The organism is Vibrio sp. bablab_jr001, from assembly GCF_016464285.1.
In the GTDB taxonomy this organism is placed as follows: domain Bacteria; phylum Pseudomonadota; class Gammaproteobacteria; order Enterobacterales; family Vibrionaceae; genus Vibrio; species Vibrio fluvialis.
In genome coordinates this window covers 434,076-453,012 of record NZ_JACDWZ010000039.1, presented here as the reverse complement: position 1 = coordinate 453,012, position 18,937 = coordinate 434,076, and the positions used below count along the sequence as shown (strand labels likewise).

14 protein-coding genes are annotated in these 18,937 nt (G+C 48.6%); 7 read left to right on the top strand and 7 right to left on the bottom strand.

Going from position 1 to position 18,937, the window contains the following annotated elements:
• Nucleotides 1-29 precede the first annotated feature (29 nt).
• Nucleotides 30-1,469 carry a Na+/H+ antiporter NhaC gene (nhaC, locus tag JIG40_RS04840; protein ID WP_020331299.1) on the bottom strand — a complete coding sequence of 480 codons (1,440 nt, stop codon included), beginning with the start codon at nt 1,467-1,469 and terminating at the stop codon, nt 30-32.
• Between the two features lie 425 nt (nt 1,470-1,894).
• Between nhaC and asd the strand changes: the two genes are divergently transcribed.
• Nucleotides 1,895-3,010 carry an aspartate-semialdehyde dehydrogenase gene (gene asd / locus JIG40_RS04835; RefSeq protein ID WP_020331300.1) on the top strand — a complete coding sequence of 372 codons (1,116 nt, stop codon included), beginning with the start codon at nt 1,895-1,897 and terminating at the stop codon, nt 3,008-3,010.
• Nucleotides 3,011-3,038: 28 nt separating this feature from the next.
• Here asd and JIG40_RS04830 read toward each other — a convergent pair whose 3' ends face one another.
• Nucleotides 3,039-3,923: an ion transporter gene (locus JIG40_RS04830; RefSeq protein ID WP_032081010.1), complete on the bottom strand. Its 885-nt coding sequence runs from the start codon at nt 3,921-3,923 to the stop codon at nt 3,039-3,041.
• 51 nt (nt 3,924-3,974) lie between these two features.
• Nucleotides 3,975-4,610, bottom strand: coding sequence for a YchE family NAAT transporter (locus tag JIG40_RS04825; protein ID WP_020329859.1), 636 nt, complete (start codon nt 4,608-4,610; stop codon nt 3,975-3,977).
• A gap of 629 nt (nt 4,611-5,239) precedes the next feature.
• Here JIG40_RS04825 and adhE point away from each other — a divergent pair.
• Complete coding sequence (adhE, locus tag JIG40_RS04820; RefSeq protein WP_020329862.1) at nt 5,240-7,942, top strand: bifunctional acetaldehyde-CoA/alcohol dehydrogenase; 2,703 nt, start codon at nt 5,240-5,242, stop codon at nt 7,940-7,942.
• An 89-nt stretch (nt 7,943-8,031) separates the two neighbouring features.
• On the opposite strand, the gene JIG40_RS04815 is transcribed toward adhE, so the two are convergent.
• Entirely contained in the window at nt 8,032-8,907 is an 876-nt protein-coding gene (locus JIG40_RS04815) for a DMT family transporter (RefSeq protein WP_199464871.1), read from the bottom strand.
• A 147-nt stretch (nt 8,908-9,054) separates the two neighbouring features.
• The gene (locus JIG40_RS04810; protein ID WP_165879991.1) at nt 9,055-10,614 is read right to left on the bottom strand and encodes a SulP family inorganic anion transporter; all 1,560 of its coding nucleotides are present in this window, start codon (nt 10,612-10,614) and stop codon (nt 9,055-9,057) included.
• A 345-nt stretch (nt 10,615-10,959) separates the two neighbouring features.
• Here JIG40_RS04810 and JIG40_RS04805 point away from each other — a divergent pair, with 345 nt between their 5' ends.
• The gene (locus JIG40_RS04805; protein WP_199464870.1) at nt 10,960-11,718 is read left to right on the top strand and encodes a DUF481 domain-containing protein; all 759 of its coding nucleotides are present in this window, start codon (nt 10,960-10,962) and stop codon (nt 11,716-11,718) included.
• A gap of 52 nt (nt 11,719-11,770) precedes the next feature.
• Here the strand turns inward: JIG40_RS04805 and rne are convergent, their stop codons facing one another.
• Entirely contained in the window at nt 11,771-14,833 is a 3,063-nt protein-coding gene (gene rne / locus JIG40_RS04800; protein ID WP_199464869.1) for a ribonuclease E, read from the bottom strand.
• Between the two features lie 617 nt (nt 14,834-15,450).
• On the opposite strand from rne, the gene rluC reads away from it, so the two are divergent.
• A complete protein-coding gene (rluC, locus tag JIG40_RS04795; protein ID WP_020329867.1) occupies nt 15,451-16,401 on the top strand; it encodes a 23S rRNA pseudouridine(955/2504/2580) synthase RluC in 951 nt (316 codons plus the stop codon).
• A gap of 45 nt (nt 16,402-16,446) precedes the next feature.
• On the opposite strand, the gene JIG40_RS04790 is transcribed toward rluC, so the two are convergent.
• Nucleotides 16,447-17,028, bottom strand: a complete 582-nt coding sequence (locus tag JIG40_RS04790) for a nucleoside triphosphate pyrophosphatase (RefSeq protein ID WP_199464868.1) — start codon at nt 17,026-17,028, stop codon at nt 16,447-16,449.
• 147 nt (nt 17,029-17,175) lie between these two features.
• Between JIG40_RS04790 and yceD the strand changes: the two genes are divergently transcribed.
• From yceD to plsX, 3 genes are read left to right on the top strand one after another with little or no spacing between them, the layout of a single operon-like run.
• Nucleotides 17,176-17,700, top strand: coding sequence for a 23S rRNA accumulation protein YceD (yceD, locus tag JIG40_RS04785; RefSeq protein ID WP_032080140.1), 525 nt, complete (start codon nt 17,176-17,178; stop codon nt 17,698-17,700).
• A 31-nt stretch (nt 17,701-17,731) separates the two neighbouring features.
• Nucleotides 17,732-17,902 (top strand): 50S ribosomal protein L32, encoded by a 171-nt coding sequence (gene rpmF / locus JIG40_RS04780; RefSeq protein WP_014204674.1) that lies wholly within the window; start codon nt 17,732-17,734, stop codon nt 17,900-17,902.
• Nucleotides 17,903-17,911: 9 nt separating this feature from the next.
• A complete protein-coding gene (gene plsX, locus JIG40_RS04775) occupies nt 17,912-18,937 on the top strand; it encodes a phosphate acyltransferase PlsX (protein WP_020329870.1) in 1,026 nt (341 codons plus the stop codon).

Below are 18,937 nucleotides of genomic sequence, written 5' to 3'. Positions count from 1 at the left end.
GCGCGAATATCGCGCTCTTTTTTTTTGCTTTAAGCAGACTGCTTTTGCAGCACCGCTTCCGGTTCGGCTTCATCTGCCACTTCGGCGGTGGGCTCGCACTTGTCAACAAACCAACCCATGTAAGAGGTGAAAATTGTCACAAGGATACACACGAAGCTCAGCCACATGAACGGTGCATACGATAGCGTTGCCACACCAAGAATACTCGCCATGTAGATACCGTTGTCACTCCAAGGCACCATACCTGATGTCAGCGTGCCGCCAAACTCGGCATTACGAGACAGGTTTTTACGCTTGTAGCCCAGACGGTCGTAGTTTTTGGCGCAGATTTTCGGTGTCAGGATCAGAGAGACGTACATCGCAGAACCAAACACGTTGCCCATGAATGCTGTTCCGATGGTGCTGGTCGCTAGCGAGCCAGGACTGGTGACGCGACGCTCAAACAGTTTGGCGATGGTTTCCAGCACACCCACTTTGTCCAGCAGGCCACCAAAGCCCAGGCCGAACACGATAACCGCGACAGAACCCAGCATGGAAGACATACCACCGCGGTTGAGAATTGCGTCAATGAAATCGACACCTGACTGGATGCTGAACGGTGCCCATGCAGTATTGAATGCTTGCAGGAAGTCGACATCCTGAATCATCACCGCCCAGATAATGCCAAGCAGAGAACCAAAACTGATCACCGGGAATGAAGGCATACGCATCGCCAGCAGGCCCAGTACGATCAACACCGGAATGAACGAGTAAGGCGTAATGTAGAACTGCGTTTCCATCGCATTAATCACAGATTGAACCTGTGACATGTCCACGTTGCCCGCGTAGTGGAAGCCGAACAGGGTAAACATGATGCCAGTAATTACGTAGCTGATCAGTGCGATCGGCAACATGCCTTTGATGTGTTCCACAACCTCAACGTTAGACATCGAAGATGCCAGAATCACGGAGTCAGACAGTGGGGACATTTTGTCACCAAAGTAACAGCCGGACAGCACCGCGCCTGCGGTGATTGGTGCCGGAACGCCGAGACCCTGGCCGATACCCATCATCGCAATACCTGCTGTGCCTGCTGCTCCCCAAGAGGTGCCGGTTGCCAGCGCCGTCAGAGAACAGATCACCATGGTCGCCAGCAAAAAGATGGAAGGATGGATAGCTTTCAGACCGTAGTAAATGATCGTTGGTACAATACCGCCGGAAATCCAGGTGCCGACCAGCGCGCCAACCGCTAAAAGTATTAAAACAGCACCTAAACCGTTAGAAATGCCGTTGAGTGCTGCTTTTTCCAAATCTTGGTACTTGTGACCAAGGCGGATGCCCAGCGTAATAATGATGAACCAGCCAATGTACAAAGCCAGTTGAATAGGCAGATCGAGCTTAGCAGTAAACGAAAAAGCCAGGAGTAAAAACAGACCCAGCGATACAATCACTTGTAACAGACTAGGTAAGCGTTTGGGGGCTTGAGTCATTATTGGAACCTCTTATCGGGTAGTTATACTAAGGAGAGGTAAACATCCTTACGAATTCGGCGGAACTGTACATGAGTTGGAATAATATATCGACATTAAACTCAATTGGTGTGATTTGTGTCGTTATGGCCGTTAACTGATGAGATTAAATGTTGTTATTGAGAAAACTATTTGAAACAAAATAATTTGTAATGTGAAAAATACGTGTAACAAAAGCTCGGTAATTAAGTGAAAATTTGATTACCAAACGCTGAACAATTGAGAAATATAATGGTTTTAACGGCTTGAAAGCTAAACGACCGTAAATACAGGGGCTACGAAAGAAAAAGTTACGACTTTTCTGAAGAAAGGCTTGAGATTTTATCCTGAACCACTTATAGATGGTGGATTGAATTTTTAACTGGAATACACGGAGAGTTAGTGCGATGAGAGTAGGTTTAGTGGGTTGGCGTGGCATGGTTGGTTCTGTACTCATGCAACGTATGGTTGAAGAGCGTGATTTTGACCTGATTGAGCCCGTTTTCTACAGTACGTCACAAATCGGTATCCCTGCGCCAAACTTCGGCAAAGAAGCAGGTTTACTTCAAGATGCGTTTGATATTGATAGCCTGAAGCAGTTGGATGCGGTTATTACATGTCAGGGCGGCAGCTACACTGAGAAAGTGTACCCGGCACTTCGCCAGGCAGGCTGGAAAGGCTACTGGATTGATGCAGCGTCTACACTTCGCATGGACAAAGACTCCATTATTACTCTGGATCCAGTCAACCTGACTCAAATCCAACAAGGTATTCACGGTGGCACCAACACTTTCGTTGGCGGTAACTGTACCGTTAGCCTGATGCTGATGGGCCTGGGTGGTCTGTTTGAGCGTGGTCTGGTGGAATGGATGAGCGCGATGACCTACCAAGCCGCTTCTGGCGCGGGTGCACAAAACATGCGCGAACTCATTTCTCAAATGGGCGTGATCAATGATGCCGTAAGCTCTGAGCTGGCAAACCCATCAAGCTCTATTCTGGATATCGACCAGAAAGTGGCAGAAACCATGCGCTCTTCAAGCTTCCCGACAGACCAGTTTGGCGTACCGCTAGCAGGGTCTCTGATCCCTTGGATCGACGTGAAACGCGACAACGGTCAGAGCAAAGAAGAGTGGAAAGCTGGCGTAGAAGCGAACAAGATTCTGGGCCTGCAAAACTCTCCAGTACCAATCGACGGTACCTGTGTCCGCATCGGTGCGATGCGTTGCCACTCTCAGGCGCTGACCATCAAGCTGAAACAAAATGTACCGCTGGATGAAATTGAAGAGATGATCGCAACGCACAACGATTGGGTAAAAGTTATCCCGAATGAGCGCGACATCACCGCTCGTGAATTGAGCCCAGCGAAAGTCACAGGTACTCTGTCTGTGCCAGTAGGCCGTCTGCGTAAGATGTCTATGGGCGATGACTTCCTGAACGCCTTCACTGTGGGTGACCAGTTATTATGGGGTGCGGCAGAACCTCTGCGTCGTACACTGCGCATCATTCTGGCTGAAAAACAGTAAGCACTCTCTCCTAAAAAATAAAGCGCCTTCATGGCGCTTTATTTTTATCAAACTCCTCATATTCATCGTGCCCACTCAATACCGGCACCACCCGCTTATCCGGGTCGGCCAGCTCGCTGCCACAATGTTTGCAATACAACGCGTCAGATTCGTGTCCTGACAACGAACAGTTCGGACATTTGACCAAGGAGCGATGGGAGCTCATTTCCTGATTCAGTTCGGCGGTGATGATCCCGGTAGGCACCGCCAGAATCGAATAGCCCAGCAACATGGTGAGCGAAGCGACGGCTTTTCCCAGTGGCGTTTGCGGCGCCACGTCGCCATAACCGACCGTCGTAATGGTCACAATCGCCCAGTAAATACTTTGTGGAATGCTGGTAAAACCGTTTTCCGGCCCTTCAATGACATACACCAACGAGCCAAAGATCGTGACCAACACCGCTACTGTGCTAAAGAAAATCAGGACTTTGCGCCGGGCACCAAGTAACGAACGCATCAAAATGTTGGAGTCTTGCAGGTAGCGCACCAGCTTGAGAATTCGGAAGATCCGCATCACCCTTAGCAGGCGAATCGCGCCCATGAATGTGGCTGATGGGAACAGCAGGGCGAAATAGGTGGGGAGGATCGACAACAAATCAATCACACCATAAAAGCTTTTCGCGTAAGCCGTTGGCTTTGGCGAGCAGTAAAGGCGCAGCAAATACTCGATAGTAAACAGAGCGGTAAAGAAATATTCGATATAACGAATTTCAGTTTTCCATACTGCTGAAACTTCAGGAATCGACTCCAGAATCAGGGTAAAAATAGAAGTCAGAATGGCGACAATCAGTGCAATGTCGAACAGTCGACCAGCACGTGTATGAGTGCCGAAAATGATGACGTAAAGCTGATGTCTGAGTGTGTTGTTGGGCATGATATTACAACCTTTTTCATCCGTTGCAATATCATAACGTCTCGCCAGCGTTTACGCTAACCCTGGGAACAGGCTGCGCAAACCATTGGTAATGAATTCGATACCCAGTGCGCCAAGGATCAGGCCCATAATACGAGTAATGACGTTGATGCCGGTTTGACCCAGCAGGCGGACGATGTATGGCGCAGAGCGAAACAGCAGCCAGGACGCTACACTGAACACCAAAATAGTCAGAATGATGCCTGCGGTATCCATCATAGCCGGATAACGTGATCCGTAAACAATAGTCGAACTGATGGCACCAGGGCCAGCCATTAAAGGCATGGCAAGGGGCACGACGCCAATTTGCTCGCGGCTGATGTATTCCGATTTTTCCTGCTTGTTTTGCTTATCTTCACCCAGCTTACCGCTCATCATCGAAAAGGCGATACTCAGTAACAGCAGACCACCTGCTACGCGAAATGAGTCCAGAGAAATACTGAACATATCCAGCAGCATCTGACCACCCAGAAGTGCGGTAATCAGAATCACTGCGACGGCTACGTTAGCGGTGCGCGCGGTCTTTTTCTTTTCATCCGGCGTCATGTGACCGGTGAGAGAAACGAAAATCGGCATGATACCGACCGGGTTAACAGCAGCAACCAGACCTAAAAAGAACTGTAGAAAGATAGCAAACTCAAAATGCATTAAGGGGTCTCTTGGCGATCACGGGATTGAAATGAAGCAAGCGTAATGTAAGTCAAAGATAGCAAAAGGACGAATGAAAAAAAGTATCGCGTTTTTGGTCTGATGATTAAAAAAAACTAATTATGGTCAAATGTTGCAAAGGCTTTGTTTCACTATTGTGTTTATTGCGTATGTGTTCCGCGCAGTTTGTTAACATCAGCACATTTTTTGTAAAAAAAGTGGGTGGTGGTGGAGGGGGATACGGAGCAAGATATACTCTTAGTAGCACATTAAACCTCGGTTACACGTAGCGTTGTTGTTTAAAAATGAAACTTTTTTACAAAGTATTGTAGTTTTTTTAGTTTTGTTGGCCCAAGGGTGAAGTTTTTTATCACCGGGCGATGGTTTTTATTTATTTTTATTATCAGTCGCTTAGGTGTTTTTTCTATAGGCTTATACCCCTTGAGGGGTAATTACTTTTTCATTACTGATCTGAGTCAATTTTTTTCACACACTGAAATATTATACTCAGCCATGAAAGCAATTTACTAAGTCTGTCGTTAGATAAATCGTTGACCAAATGAGAAAAAACTCAAGGACGCATATTTAATAAAGAGTTTTTAACGTTTTTCTATTTTAGGAGATTCATTATGCCTGTAACTAACCTGGCTGAACTTGATGCTCTTGTGGCTCGCGTAAAAGCAGCACAAGCTGAATTTGCTACTTACTCTCAAGAGCAAGTAGACAAAATCTTCCGTGCAGCATCTCTAGCAGCTAACCAAGCTCGTATTCCTCTAGCGCAACAAGCGGTAGCAGAATCAGGCATGGGTATCGTTGAGGATAAAGTAATCAAGAACCACTTTGCATCTGAGTACATCTACAACAAGTACAAAGATGAAAAAACTTGCGGCATTCTTGAAGAAGACGACAGCATGGGCACCATGACCATCGCTGAGCCTGTAGGTATCATCTGTGGTATTGTCCCAACCACTAACCCAACTTCAACTGCGATTTTCAAATCACTGATTTCTCTGAAAACTCGTAACGGTATCATCTTCTCACCACACCCACGTGCGAAGAACTCAACTAACGATGCGGCGAAACTGGTTCTGGATGCAGCGGTTGCTGCTGGTGCTCCAAAAGACATCATCGGTTGGATTGACCAACCATCTGTCGAACTGTCTAACGCACTGATGAAACATGAAGGTATTGCACTGATCCTTGCAACTGGCGGTCCAGGCATGGTGAAAGCGGCATACTCTTCAGGTAAACCAGCGATCGGCGTAGGTGCGGGTAACGTGCCTGTAGTTATCGACGAAACTGCTGACATCAAGCGTGCGGTAGCATCAGTTCTGATGTCTAAAACTTTCGACAACGGCGTAGTGTGTGCTTCTGAGCAGGCTGTGATCGTTATGGACGAAGTGTACGACGAAGTGAAAGAGCGTTTCGCGACTCACAAAGCGCACGTACTGAGCAAAGCAGACGCAGACAAAGTGCGTAAAGTGCTTCTGATTGATGGTGCTCTGAACGCGAAAATCGTAGGTCAGCCTGCAACTAAGATTGCTGAAATGGCCGGCGTTAAAGTACCAGCGGATACTAAGATCCTAGTGGGTGAAGGTATCGGTGAAGTGTCTTACGACGATGAGTTCGCTCATGAGAAACTGTCTCCAACACTGGGTATGTTCCGTGCTTCTTCTTTCGAAAACGCGGTTGACCAGGCAGTGAAAATGGTTGAAATCGGCGGTATCGGTCATACTTCAGGCCTATACACTGACCAAGACGTGAACGCAGACCGTATCCGTTACTTCGGCGACCGTCTGAAAACAGCTCGTATTCTGGTGAACATCCCGACTACTCACGGTGGTATCGGTGACCTGTACAACTTCAACGTTGCGCCATCTCTGACGCTAGGTTGTGGTTCTTGGGGTGGTAACTCTATCTCTGAGAACGTAGGTCCTAAACACCTAATCAACAAGAAAATTGTTGCGAAGCGAGCTGAAAACATGTTGTGGCACAAACTACCTAAATCAATCTACTTCCGTCGCGGTAGCCTTCCAGTCGCTCTGGGCGACCTAGAAGGTAAGAAACGCGCATTCCTGGTAACTGACCGTTTCCTATTCAATAACGGTTACGCAGATGAAGTAGTGAGCCTGCTGAAAGCTCAAGGCATGGAAGTGACTACATTCTACGAAGTAGAAGCGGATCCAACTCTGTCTATCGTTAAGAAAGGTGCAGAGCAAATGCGTAGCTTCCAACCAGACGTTATTCTGGCTCTGGGCGGTGGTTCACCAATGGATGCTGCGAAGATCATGTGGGTAATGTACGAGCACCCAGAAACTCACTTCGAAGAACTGGCCATGCGCTTTATGGACATCCGTAAACGTATCTACAAGTTCCCTAAAATGGGTCAAAAAGCTGAGCTGGTTTGTATCACAACCACTTCAGGTACTGGTTCAGAAGTAACGCCATTCGCGGTAGTGACAGACGATCAGACTGGTGCGAAATACCCACTGGCTGACTACGAACTGACTCCAAACATGGCGATCGTAGACGCGAACCTGGTCATGAACATGCCTAAGTCTCTGACTGCCTTCGGTGGTTACGATGCAGTGGTTCACGCTCTGGAAGCTTACGTATCTGTACTGGCGAACGAATACTCTGACGGTCAGGCTCTGCAAGCACTGAAACTGCTGAAAGAATACCTGCCTTCAAGCTACGCAAACGGCGCGAAAGATCCAATCGCTCGTGAGAAAGTACACAACGCAGCTACTATTGCTGGTGTGGCATTTGCCAACGCATTCCTGGGTGTATGTCACTCAATGGCGCACAAAATCGGTGCTGAGTTCCACCTACCTCACGGTCTGGCAAACTCACTGCTGATGGCAAACGTAGTTCGTTACAACGCGAATGACAACCCAACTAAACAAACTGCATTCTCTCAGTACGACCGTCCACAAGCTCGTCGTCGTTATGCTGAAGTGGCTGACCACTTGGGGCTGTCTCAACCAGGCGACCGCACTGCTCAGAAAATTGAGCGTCTGCTAGGTTGGTTGGAAGAGCTGAAACTGGCTCTGGATATTCCAGCGTCTATTCAGGCTGCAGGTGTGAACGAAGCGGACTTCCTGGCGAAAGTTGATGAGCTAGCGGTAGAAGCGTTCGATGACCAATGTACTGGTGCGAACCCACGTTACCCTCTAATCAGCGAGCTGAAAGAAGTACTGTTGGCTTCTTACTACGGTAAACCATTCGTTGAAGGTGAAACTTTCGAAGGTACAACTGTAATCAAGAAAAAAGCAGACCAAGAAGCAGCAAAAGTTGCGCCTAAAGCGAAGAAAGACAAAGCTGAAGCGTAATGAGATAAGTTTTCGCTAGCACGAAACTTATAATCGGGAAAAAGACAAGCCCCACCGTTTGGTGGGGCTTTTTCGTTTTTGGGGGATGACTAAGTCCACATCACCATGACTGCGGCTAAGGCCACCAGAATCAGACCCAAACCATCTTTAATCCGTACCCGCTGTTTGAGCCAGAATACGGAAATCAACATAGTAAAAAATATTTCGACCTGCCCGAGGGTTTTGACGTAAGGCACCGCCTGCAATGACATGGCGCTGAACCAGCCAATGGAACCCACACAACTGCTGACGCTGGTAAGAAGCGTCAGTTTGGGCTTCGACCACAGGACTTTGAGAGTGTGGATATCTCGTACCAGCAAGTAGCCGACCAAGAGGACGGTTTGTAGCGAAATCACCAGCAGCAACACCCAGGCCGCACTATGAGGAAAAGGCAGACCAAGGGCGAGGCTAGCTTCACGAACCCAAAGCGACGTAAGGGCGAACGCGCTGCCACTTCCTAAGCCAAGCAAAATGGTGGGCAGAGACAGTTGGCGAAAGCCACCTTGAGCACTCAACATAAATACGCCTATGCCACCCAGCAGTACACCGATCCAACCAAGGAGGCTCAGGTGGGTCCCAAAGAAGAGCATCCCCAGAATAGCGGCCACGAGCGCTTCGCTCTTGGCCAGTCCGGCGCCGACCGCGTAATTATTGAATTTAAACAGTTTCACCATCAATGCCGTGGCGAGAATTTGCATCAATGATGCCCCCACGATGAAGATAACGAACAAGGAGTTAAACGTGGGTAAGGCTATCGGTTCAACTTGATAGAGCACGGCAAGATAAAGCGCCGCTAAAGGACCTGACCAGAGAAAGCGTGCTAGGGTAACGCCTGCGGTCTTCACATCGCCGGAGAGACGGCTTTGAAAGGCGTTTCGCCAGGATTGCATGAAGGCGGCAAGAAAGGTGAAGAAGATCCATGTCATGATGAAGTGTCCGAGAAAAGAACGAGGGCACTATGCTATGAAAGCTATAGAGTATCAGCAAGTTAATTCATGGGTAATAAAGCAGCAAAAACAAAAAAGCCTCTCAAGAGAGAGGCTTTAGGATGCTGATCATGGCTAACGCTCAGCTTAACCAGCCAACACGTCGGTCGCCACTTTGTAGCTTGGGTCTTCTTTAACGTTAATTTCAACCAGGCTACCTGCTTTTTGTAGCAGGGCGCGACAATCCTGACTCAGATGGCGAAGATGCAGAGTTTTGCCGACACTGGCGTAACGCTCAGCAATGGTTTCAATCGCCTCAATGGCGGAGTGATCGGCAACACGCGACTGGGCGAAATCAACAATCACATCTTGTGGATCGCTCTGTGCGTCGAACAGTTCGAGGAAGTTGGCTGCGGAGCCAAAGAAAATCGGACCGTTGATCTGGTAAACCTTTGAGCCTTCATCATTGATGTGGCTGCTGGCGTAGATGTGTTTCGCGTGTTCCCAGGCAAACATCAACGCTGAAGCAATCACGCCAACTGCGACTGCAATCGCCAAATCGGTAAAGACCGTCACGACGGTAACCAGTACTATCACGAAGAAGTCTTGCTTAGGTACGCGGCGCGCCAGTTTGAATGTTGCCCATTCAAAGGTACCAATCACCACCATAAACATCACGCCAACCAGTGCGGCTAGAGGGATCATCTCAATCAGAGAAGAAGCAAACAGAATAAAGACCAGCAGCATCACCGCGGCAACAATACCCGAAAGACGACCACGGCCACCTGAGTTTACGTTGATCATTGACTGGCCAATCATCGCACAGCCGCCCATGGCACCGAACATTGAACACGTGATGTTTGCCAGGCCCTGGCCCATACACTCGCGGTTAGACTGACCGCGAGTGTTGGTCATCTCATCGAGCACCGTCAGGGTCAGCAGTGATTCAATCAGGCCGATCGCAGCCAGAATTACAGAATAAGGCAGAATGATTTGCAGCGTTTCCAGTGTCATTGGCACACTTGGAATCGAGAAGCTTGGCAGGTTGCCCGCCAGTGTTGCCGCCTCATTGCCCGACATCGCGCGCAGGAAATCCACTACCGTGCGAGTTTCCAGCCCCAATCCCTGAACGAGGAGCGTAATCGTTACGATCGCCGCCAGCGAAGATGGCACGGCCGTGGTGATTTTAGGCAGGAAGTAAATGATGGCCATCGTCAGAGCAACCAAACCCAGCATCAGCATCATTTGGTCTTGTGGTAACCAGGTCAGCATGCCGTTGATATCTGGCGCCTTGAACTGACCAAGTTGGGCGAGGAAAATCACAATCGCCAGACCATTAACGAAACCGATCATCACCGGATGCGGTACCATACGAATGAATTTACCGAGCTTAAACAGACCTGCGGCAATCTGCAGCATGCCAGCAAACAAGATGGCAGCAAACAGGTACTGAACGCCATGTGAAGCGACCAGACTCACCATGACGACGGCCATTGCACCCGTGGCGCCAGAGATCATGCCCGGACGACCGCCAAAAATTGAGGTAACCAGACCGACAATAAAGGCGGCGTAAAGACCAACCATGGGATCCACACCCGCCACGAAGGCAAATGCGACGGCTTCGGGAACCAATGCCAGCGCTACGGTTAAGCCCGATAGCACGTCATTTTTTACCGAATGCTTAGAAAATTGTGGGAATTCAAACATGAGTATTCAGTTTTTCGCTGTCGTTAAATGAGTGGAGACACATGCTCTGTGCTGACGCTAAGCCCAATGCAAGTGCGATGACATGAGTCACCGACGACAGGCCAAAATTGTGACAAAAAAAGAATAGCAGCAGAAGGGTGTCAGTTTTTCAGTCGGCGATGGTACTGAATAGTGTGATTAAGTTCAACAATTAACCGGGTAAATATCCCGCTAGCCGTAATAACGTAAACCGATAACGGGCTGTGTTTCAGGCCTACCTCTGCCTTTTTTGACGGTCAGTTAACGTTGCAGTGTGTCAGGTGTCATATAGTGGCCGCTTTATGCTTTTTCAGTTGGAGATAGGTTATGTCAGCCAAAGGAAACACTGTTGCGGCGATGGTGCTATTTTGTGTAGGTTCAACAGGCGCTTTTTCTGCACCACAAGAGTCAGACAGTGGCAAATCAACAAGTAAATTGAGCGGCGATGCCAAGTTAGGCTTTATTTTCTCTAAAACCGACAGCACATCGATGTCCGTCAATTCGGGAACGACATTGAAGTACGATGAAGCACAGCGTAAGCAGCAGTTATCATTAGCCACTTACTATTCTCATCAGTCAGATGACGACGGGACCAACAAATATCGGATTATTTACGACATCAAACACAGCGTGACGGACGATATGTTTTGGTTTAGTAACGCTAAATACGAGCACGATCAGTTTGCGACTTACCGTCACCAAGCGCTGATTGTGGCCGGTTTAGGCAAGACGTTGATTGACGATGAGACATCAAAACTTGAGATGGGTTCCGGTCCTGGTTTTCGTTATTCCAAGCGCCAGTCTTACGATAAAACTCGCCCGAACGAGAGTCAGGACGATGTGATTGCGAACGCATTCGTCAACGGTAATACCCAACTAACAGCGGCAATGAATGTTGGCGGTGGGTTGCGGGTCGACTATGGCGATTCGAATACCACGACAACTGCGAATGCCTTTTTGAAAAACAAGCTAGCGGAGAAATTAGCGTTGGTGCTCGATACAGAGTACATCTACAACTCGCAGGTCGCGGCAGGTAAGAGTCACGATGAAATCTACAGCACGCTGAGTTTGAATTATGCATTCTGAACAATAAAAAGCCCACCGTGAGGTGGGCTTTTATTATCTAACCGTGATGGTGTTAGAACTGAGGCTTAGTCATTGTAGCGCTCGCTTGGTTGCTGGCAGCTTGGCTACCTGCACCGCGAGATTGGTAACGTTCACTGCGGAACGGTGCTGCGAGTACAGTGATTTCCTTCAGTTCGTTGGTACCAGGCGCTTTCGCCATTGGCGCCGAGGCGCGACCAGACGTTACAGCAGGTTTAGCCACTGGTTTGCTGACGACAATCGGAGCTTCTTCGACGATCGGTGCAGCTACTGGTTCCGCTACCGCAACTTCAACAACCACTTCTGGTTCTGCAACGGTTTCTTCGCTTGGCGCTTCAACGACAACCGGAGCGACTACTGTTTCAACCACTTCAGGTTGATCCACGATTTCCGCGATCGCTTCAACAACAGGTGTTTCCATCGGTGCTTCTGCGACTACAGCAGGTGTTTCACGGCGAATGATCACTTTACCCATTGCCATTTCCGGACAAGCAACACCACCCAGAGCAACGCTTACTTCTGCTACCGGAGTCTCTTCAACTTTCGGTGCTTTTGGCGCAGGTTTGGCCAAATCGTAACGTGGCATGACTTTACCCATTGCCATCTCAGGAGAGGCAACTCCACCTTTACGCAGGCGGAATGGATTAGGGCGGCGATCACGTCCGCGACGGCGGCGCTGACCACTTGCACGCAGGTGGCGAGGTGAACGACGGTTACGACGCTGTTTCTGATCGTTATCGCCTTCTTGACCTTCTGTGTCAGCAACTTCGGTGTTGATCTCTTTCACAGACTCAACCGCATCATCTACCACTGGAGTTGTATCATTGAGGATCTCTTCCTCGGCAGCCTGCTGATCTTTAACGCGAATCTGCTTAGTCAGTTTGCGACGTTGACGACGCTCTTTCACTACGGCTGCTTTTTCTTCCTTCGCTTCGTTGCGAGGAGCATCCGTCGGCTCTTGTTGAGCATCCGCGGCCAGCTGACGACCTTGCTCCATCAGCTTGGCTGATTTTGCATCGTCACGCTTGTTGCGACGTGGCTCGTTACGATCACTACGCTCGTTGCGCTCGCCTCGGTCATTACGCTCACCGCGCTCACCGCGTTCACCACGGTCATTACGCTCACCGCGATCTTGCTTTGGCTTACGCTCTTGCTTGCGGGTCGTCTGCGTGTCTTTATCTTCGAACGCTTTGTTCTCGCCAGCTTTATCTTTCGTTTCGTCGTTTGGCTTACGCTTGTTCTTATCTCGTGAGTTACGACGGCGATCATTACGGTCACGACGTGGCTGAGAAGACTTGTTACGGTCATCGTTGCCTTTCGCTTTAGGTTTGTCTTGCTCTTCCTTCTTCGGCTCTTGTGCTGGTGCTGCGAACAGACCCGACAAGGCTTTCAAGAAGCGGCTAAACAGACCTGGTTTTTCTTCCTTAACTTCCTGTGGTTTTTCAACCTGAGGTTTCGGAGATGGTGCAGGTGCCGGAACCGCTTGAGCTGGAGCAGCAAAACCTTTCAGTACCGGTTCTTCGATACGTTTTGGTTTGATCTCAGATTCTGATGGCTCTTTACCTTCAGCTTCTTTCATTGCTTCCAGTTTGCGAGGAATCAGGTAAGACAGAATATTCTGTTCTTCGCCTTCACGGACACGAATCACTTCAAAATGAGGTGTTTCCATATCTGAGTTAGGCACAACCGTGATTTTCACTTCCTGAATGCGCTCAATGTGGTTCACTGAACGACGCTTCTCGTTCAACAGGTAAGATGCGATAGAAACCGGTACGACAGCCAGCACCTGAGAGGTGTTGTCTTTCAGGGCTTCTTCTTCGATCAAACGCAGAACAGACAGAGCCAGAGATTCGTTGTCACGAATGACACCTGTACCAGTACAACGAGGACAGATGTGGTGGCTTGCTTCAGCCAGTGATGGGCTCAGACGCTGACGCGACATTTCCAGCAGACCAAAGCGTGAAATACGGCCAATTTGAACGCGAGCTCGGTCAACACGTACCGCTTCACGCAGACGGTTTTCCACTTCACGTTGATGGCGAACTGGCGTCATATCGATGAAGTCGATGACGACCAAACCACCAAGGTCACGCAGACGAAGTTGGCGAGCGATTTCGTCAGCAGCTTCCAAGTTCGTGTTCAGAGCGGTTTCTTCGATATCGCCACCTTTGGTTGCACGGGCGGAGTTGATATCGATAGAGGTCAGTGCTTCGGTTGGGTCGATAACAATCGAACCACCAGATGGCAGACGAACTTCACGTTGGAACGCAGATTCGATTTGGCTTTCAATCTGGAAGTGGCTGAACAGTGGAACTTCACCGTCATACTTCTTCACGCGATTAACGAAATCAGGACGCACCAAACGGATGTGCTCAAGCGCACGTTCGTAGATGGTGTTGCTGTCGATCAGGATTTCACCGATGTCACGGCGCAGGTAGTCACGAATCGCACGTACGATAACGTTACTTTCCTGGTGGATCAGGAATGGCGCAGGATTTGAATCCGACGCTTGCTTGATCGCACTCCAGTGGTTCAACAGAACATTCAGGTCCCACTCCAGCTCTTCGCCGCTTTTACCTACACCAGCGGTACGCACGATAAGGCCCATGCCCTGAGGCAGTTCCAACGTGCTTAACGCCGACTTAAGTTCAGTGCGCTCGTCACCTTCGATACGGCGAGAAATACCGCCAGCACGAGGGTTGTTAGGCATCAGAACCAGGTAGCTACCTGCAAGGGAGATGAAGGTGGTCAGGGCTGCGCCTTTGCTGCCGCGTTCCTCTTTCTCAACTTGCACGATCACTTCCTGGCCTTCGGTCAGCACTTCTTTAATGCTTGGACGGCCTTGGTAGCTGTAACCTTCAGGGAAATATTCGCGGGCAATTTCTTTGAGAGGGAGGAAACCGTGTCTTTCTGCGCCGTAATCGACGAATGCTGCTTCCAGACTTGGTTCAATGCGGGTGATGCGACCTTTGTAGATATTTGCTTTTTTGGATTCATGTCCAGGACTTTCGATATCCAAATCGAAAAGTCGCTGGCCATCCACCAATGCGACACGCAACTCTTCTTTCTGAGTTGCGTTAATTAACATTCTTTTCATTTAAAAATCTCGTTTTCTTTCTTTCATTTTGATTATTGTTCTTGCTGCGTTTGTTTCGTTTTCACGGTGCCTGATCCCATGGCTTATTCGTTACAGCCTCCCGGCTGGAGGGGATGCTCTGAGGGCACGTCAGTCATCACAAGCATGCAACACGCCTGTGATCCGCATAGAGGCGGAGAGTACTCAACATGAAATGACGATGAGTAGAGCAACAAGAAAGCCTCAACCAATGGTGTCTTACGCCACGTGCTGCACATTGATGTTCGGCCGACTACTCATAAAACTGCGCCAAAAGAACGGTTAAAATAATTTATCACCTGTTCGATTATTGCAGCTGTGAACTATAGCAGCGACTGGTAAACTCAGCAATCGGCTTTATTAGAAAGCGCTTAAAATTTTAAGACTCTGTACAAAAAATGTCAGTGAACGCTGATTATTCGCAGAGAAAATTGCAAACAAGTTTTGAAATCTATCAGTAAAACAACGCCGATTTGTCGGTGCAAAGTGTGCTATTGGTGTGACTTTCAACAATTTAGAGCGAATTTTAAGCTGAAACGCCGTTTTTTTGTTACGAAGAAAAATGTGAATTTCATCCTATAACGGTTAGAATAGCCGCCATGAGCGAAATGAGAACAGAAGTCCAGTTCATCGATATCGATGAAGACATGGCTGGTCAGCGCATTGATAACTTTTTGCGCAACCAATTAAAAACTATCCCGAAAAGCGTGGTTTATCGGATTCTGCGTAAGGGCGAAGTACGCGTGAACAAAAAGCGCGTCAAAGCGGAATACAAACTCGAAGCGGGCGATATCGTACGCGTTCCACCAGTGACGATGGAAATCAAAGAGGACGAAGCACCAGCACCGAGCACCAAGCTTAATAAAGTTGCGGAGCTCGAGCATTGCATCCTCTATGAAGATGACCATATGTTGGTACTGAACAAACCGTCAGGCACGGCGGTGCACGGCGGCAGCGGGTTGAAATTTGGCGCGATTGAAGCGATGCGAGCTCTGCGTCCGCAAGCGCGTTTTCTTGAACTGGTGCATCGCATTGACCGCGATACGTCCGGCATTCTGTTGATTGCCAAAAAGCGTTCAGCACTGCGTCAGTTACAGAGCCAGTTTCGAGAGAAAACCGTACAGAAGTATTACTTCGCACTCGTGATGGGCGAGTGGAAAAACAGCTGCAAAGTGGTCAACGCTCCGCTACTGAAGAACGAAGTCAACAGTATTGTGCGCGTCAACCCGAATGGAAAGCCGTCGGAAACCCGCTTCAAAATTTTGGAAAAGTTCCCTCAGGCAACGCTGATCCAGGCAAGCCCAATCACTGGCCGAACCCACCAGATTCGTGTTCACACTCAATATGTTGGCCATCCGATTGCGTGGGATGACCGTTATGGTGACCGCCGCTTTGATGCTTACACAGCGCAATTCGGCATAGACCGTTTATTCCTGCATGCGGCCAATATTCAGTTTGTTCACCCTGCCAGCGGTGAGAAGATGGAAATCAATGCACCGCTCGACGCCAAGTTGGAAAAAGCACTGGCGAAAATGCGTCAGGCGGGATGAACGAAAAGGCTTGTCTCACGACAAGCCTTTTCGTCTGAAGCGTGTTTACAATACGTAGACGGATTCGTTCTCCAGCAATTTGACTAATTGGATCAGCGGAAGCCCAACCAGTGTATTGGGGTCATCGCCCTCCAAACGCTCGAATAAAGCGATACCTAGTCCCTCGCTTTTAAAACTGCCCGCACAGTTGATAGGTTGTTCTCTATCGACGTAGTGAGTCGCCATTTCGCGGCTTAGCTGACGAAAATGCACAGTAAAGGTATCGAGTACAACCTGTGCCTGATCGGTTTCAGTGTTGTACAGCGCTAATCCGGTGTAAAAAGTGATCGCCTGACCACTCTGGCTGAGCAGTTGTTCAATCGCTTTTTCTCGAGTGTGTGGCTTGCCGACGATTTGACCGTTGATCACGCAAACCTGGTCAGAGCCAATCACTAAACTCGGTGCAGTTACAGAGCATGAACGGGCTTTTTCTTCTGCCAGACGTTGCACCAGTCGCTGAGGGGATTCCCCGACGTGCGGAGTTTCATCGCAATCTGGTGTCGCTGTGGAAAAGGGCAGATGTAGTTTGCTCAGAAGTTGCTGACGAAATGGGGATGTGGACGCTAAAACTAGTTGGTAATTTTGCATTTTAATTTACAATTATCGCGAGTTTGGCAGCAGCATATCTCAAGTAAACTGGCTGTTCATAATGCTCTCAGCGGAAAGGGAAAAAAAACTAACTTTTTTGCCTTTTTCTTTGACTAAACCTATTTTGGAAGATAATATTCGCGCCCTATGCAAAAGGTAAAAATACCGCGATCAGTTGATCCGGCGAAAGCAGCTTCAAAACGACTTGACTACGATGGCATCATCCAAATGAGTCTTTTTAAGCGCTTAGAGGAATCAACTGCAGGCGTTAAACGCGACGCACAAGTTTCATTGTCATTTGGGCTTGATGAACAGCGACTCGTTGTTATCTCTGGTAAAGCTAACATCGAAGTCGATTTAGAGTGTCAACGCTGTAATGAGGTTTTCACACACGAGTGTGAGGTCGAATTCACTTACACCCCGTATTTCGGGCCTAAAAGTGAAGAAGACGCCCCGGACGAGTACGATTTGGTAGATCTGAACGAGTTTGGTGAGGTTGACCTGATTCAGCTAGTTGAAGACGAGTTCATCATTAATCTGCCTCAGGTAGCAATGCATGACGAAGCGGATTGTAGCGTTAATTCAGACAATATGGTGTTTGGTGAACTTCCAGACGAAGTGTTGGAAGACAAGCCGAATCCATTCGATGTTTTAAAAAGTTTAAAGAAGTAAATCTTTAAGCAATAACATAGGAGTAGGGTCAATGGCCGTACAACAAAACCGTAAAACACGTTCACGCCGTGGTATGCGTCGTTCACACGATGCGCTTACTACAGCTGCTCTATCTGTAGATGCGACTTCAGGTGAAACTCACCTACGTCACAACGTGACTGCTGACGGTTACTACCGTGGCAAAAAGGTTATCAACAAGTAAGGTTGACCTTTGCATAATTTAACCGTTGCACTTGATGCAATGGGCGGGGATTTCGGTCCTCGCGTCACAGTGCCTGCCGCCGTGCAGGCACTGTCGCATTTCCCAGAGCTAAAAGTGACCCTCGTTGGTGATCAGGCCATGATCGCCCGTCAACTTTCACTTCTAGGTTACGAAGCAAACACTCGTTTGAGTATTTTGCACAGTGACCGAGTTATTTCTAACTCAGAGAAACCCTCTCTCGCGCTTCGCAACAGTCATGGCAGCTCTATGGGCATGGCGATCGATTTGGTTGCAGAAGGGCAAGCTGATGCCTGTGTCAGCGCCGGCAATACCGGTGCCTTGATGGCGCTTTCTCGTTTCCGTCTTAAATTATTACCAGGTATCGACAGACCAGCGTTAGTTTCTGCGCTGCCTACTGCGTCCGGCGGCAGAACCTGGATGTTGGACCTCGGTGCGAATGTTTCCAGTGATGCAGATTCGCTGTTTCAGTTTGCTGTCATGGGCTCAGCTTTGGCAGAACAGCATTTGTCTCGTCCGCCACGAGTTGCGATTCTCAATATCGGTGCTGAGGAAATAAAAGGCAATGATCTTGTCAAACGTTGTGCAGAAATGCTCCATCAGACACAAGCTGTGAATTTTATTGGTTATATTGAAGGTAACCAACTGCTGTTAGACACCGCCGATGTCGTGGTGTGTGACGGTTTTGTCGGCAACGTATGTCTGAAAACGTGTGAAGGAACTGCGCAACTCTTTATCGATAAGTTAAAAAGTAAGTTTTTAGCCTCATCCATAAAGGGTTGGATTGCCAGAAAACTGTTTTCTGAGCTATTTACTGAACTAAAAACATTGAACCCCGACCAGTATAACGGCGCAAGTTTGCTAGGATTGCGCGGCATTGTCATTAAAAGTCATGGAAGTGCTGATGTATCCGCTGTCGTGAATGCAATTTCAGAAGCGGTACATGAAGTGAAACGACAAGTACCCAGCCGTATAAGCGATCGTTTGGAAGCGGTTTTACTCGAGAGGCATTATTAG